Here is a 2,731-nt window from a genome sequence, read left to right as displayed (position 1 = left end):
CATACACTGCGGATAAAGCCCTGGATAGCTATCCTATCGTCGATATCACAGCGTTTACTAACATATCGCATTTTTGACATTGTAAGCTTTACTGTACCTGGCGAAAATCTTAGTTCATCGATCAGGAATGTTTCAAAGTCTTCCAATTTATCCATTAGATCGCCTCTCCATATTTCGAACTTGTACGTGTTATATGGTATATTGCCCTGGATACTGGGCTATAACCCCAATTATTGTATGTTTTCTTATGATTTACTTCCAGTTTCCAGGACTGGATTAAGCTCTTTGGAATCACCAGCATACCAGAATAATCAAAGGTCATTTTTTATTACCTCTAAAATATCTATTACGAGCAGGTCTCCAGCCCCAATTCCCATTTTCACACGAATCTCATTTGGTATCTGTGCACGCCCAGACTTACCTACTTTTGCTACAGTTTTCATATTTATCATCTAATGTCAAATATGACATTTGTTAGTTGTATATAAATATTAGCAATTATCAATATTGACTATTGATTATATAATATAGTTTATATGCTATTTCAAATGTCATATTTGAATATGGATAAAGACGAAGATATATTGTCTCATAAATACGCTACTACTATTCTTCTCTATTTATTAGACAATGGTAGTTCAAAAAAAACAGATTTACAACAAGTAAGTACCATGCACACCATTGATAAATTATTGCCACTTTTGGAAAACAGCGGATTAATATCAATTGAAGAACAGAGGCTTGGTCGTCGCATATACGCTATCCAGCTAACTGACAAAGGTAAACGTATAGCAGAAGGATTAAAAAAAGCTGAACAAGCCGTATACAGTCAGGAAGATCTCCACGCCCTTCCACCAAACTATACCGACCAGTTCAAGAATCTTTCTGCCGTTACACACTTAAATGTTCTTGATGACCGCATAGCAATCAGGGATCTTAATTATGGTGGTGCTGGACATGATCGAATAGTGTTTGTTTATTTGAAATTGAATGGAAACAACATCATACGCCTCTGGTGTGAAGTTGATAAAGTCTTTGATTGTGTACATACTAAATATGCCTGGTCTCTTCCCGATGTCCAGGCTATGACCCAAATCCAGTATGCCAAGGGAAATATAAACAGGGTACAAAAATGATTAGCAAAAAAATTTTATCTATTATTATAGGGATTGTTATTGTTGGGGCAGGTGCCGGTACTTATTTTGTGTTGTCTAACCAGGGAGACGTTAATCCGGGAATACAGATTTCTTCTGTAACCTCTAATTCTAATACTACTATGAACAATTCCTTAGATGTACCAATATTTAGCGCTCATGTACATTCATCGAAAACTGCTGAATATGAAGTCATTTCCAATGGAAATATAATATTCTCTGGAATAGTAACTGGAAATCAAGTTATTAAATTTCCCAGTACCCTTACCCAGATTGAGGAACTGTCCAAGGTCCTTTCCCCTCTAGGGCTCCATAGCCTGACCTTCAAGGTGGTGTATAATTCATATTCTACATCAAAAACCGTTCAGGTATATACATTCCCACACATTTCATTTTCATATCAGCATGGCTTTATAGATACTGGGGTATCTGATAAAATCACTGCATCTACATCTGTTGATAATCTTACTTTTTGTGCCTTGGGAGTTACGCACGCCGGTAACGCAATTACTATAACACCCACAATAGCGGGCAACATTTCCGTGAATTACTCAATTTCACAAGGTAATTACCATTTCTCATCGGAGGCTGAGCAGATACAGGTGTACAATCCGCCAAAGGCAGTAAGTATTTCAGCCTCTAACATTTCATATAATTCAACTTGCTGTTGCACAACATTCGATGCGAATCTGGTTTCCTCAGGCGGTGATGTTAATGGTGAGATGTGTTATTATATATATGTCAATGATTCCTGCCAATTTCCTCCTCACTACTTCACCTCTCACTCACCTTCGTATTCCGTAAATATGCATGGTTCAGGCCCATTTAATGTTTATTTCATCGTAAAGGATAATTACTATAATTCCACATCCAATACAATCAGAGTGGACTAATAAATAACTCTGCTCTATAGCTAAGAATCATGCACATTCAGGTTCATTTCCTCCCAGATGTGCATATGTAATCCAGAACGCAAGAGGAAATTATTAGAAAGGTGTGTTATCATGCAAATTGAAAATGTTACAATTAAGCCTGTCGATGATAATGATATGCCAGTCCATTTGAAACCAACTCTTAAGATAGAGTTTGAAATTTTGGATCTACTACCTATATCAATTATAGTGGATGCATATGGGGATTTACGCATTAATAACACTATTATATCAAGAATTTCTAGATATAACATATCAGCTACGGACAAACCAATAGGGCAAGATTATAGAAATAAAGTCCCGGATTTCCTCGCCCAAGGATACGCGGAACTTGACAAAGAAAGCCTTGATTTCATAGAAAAAAGCAGAGATGCAGATAAATATAAAGATGTAAATTTCTCCGCATCGGTGACTTTCTCAGTTTTATGGAGAACCAAGGACGGCTTGTTTGATGGATACCAACAACACGTACGTGAACTGTCTGGAGAATCGACAATAATAAAAGCGTCAGATTGGGTCAATAAGTTTGTACCGAAACTTGGTGTGGGGAACTTTCTAGTTTTGGAAATACCTTTTTATAAAGATTCTGATAATGATATTATTAAGGTAGCTTTATATTTACTAGGCGAAGCGGAAAAGGCTTAT

4 protein-coding genes are annotated in these 2,731 nt (G+C 36.7%); 3 read left to right on the top strand and 1 reads right to left on the bottom strand.

The window, feature by feature from the left end; translation table 11 throughout:
- Nucleotides 1-311: 311 nt before the first annotated feature.
- The gene (locus AMDU4_RS04705) at nucleotides 312-443 is read right to left on the bottom strand and encodes a hypothetical protein (protein ID WP_290704224.1); all 132 of its coding nucleotides are present in this window, start codon (nucleotides 441-443) and stop codon (nucleotides 312-314) included.
- A gap of 120 nt (nucleotides 444-563) precedes the next feature.
- Here AMDU4_RS04705 and AMDU4_RS04700 point away from each other — a divergent pair, with 120 nt between their 5' ends.
- From AMDU4_RS04700 to AMDU4_RS04690, 3 genes are all read left to right on the top strand, one after another.
- Entirely contained in the window at nucleotides 564-1,136 is a 573-nt protein-coding gene (locus AMDU4_RS04700) for a hypothetical protein (RefSeq protein WP_290704221.1), read from the top strand.
- Nucleotides 1,133-2,047 carry a hypothetical protein gene (locus tag AMDU4_RS04695; protein WP_021786831.1) on the top strand — a complete coding sequence of 305 codons (915 nt, stop codon included), beginning with the start codon at nucleotides 1,133-1,135 and terminating at the stop codon, nucleotides 2,045-2,047. The genes AMDU4_RS04700 and AMDU4_RS04695 overlap by 4 nt, the downstream gene beginning before the upstream one ends.
- A 111-nt stretch (nucleotides 2,048-2,158) precedes the next feature.
- The coding region (locus AMDU4_RS04690) for a hypothetical protein (protein ID WP_021786830.1) at nucleotides 2,159-2,731 on the top strand (573 nt) is incomplete at its 3' end.

It is taken from the genome of Ferroplasma sp. Type II, assembly GCF_000496155.1.
Note: the sequence above shows the minus strand (reverse complement) of the source record. Positions and strands in the feature narration are given on the sequence as shown.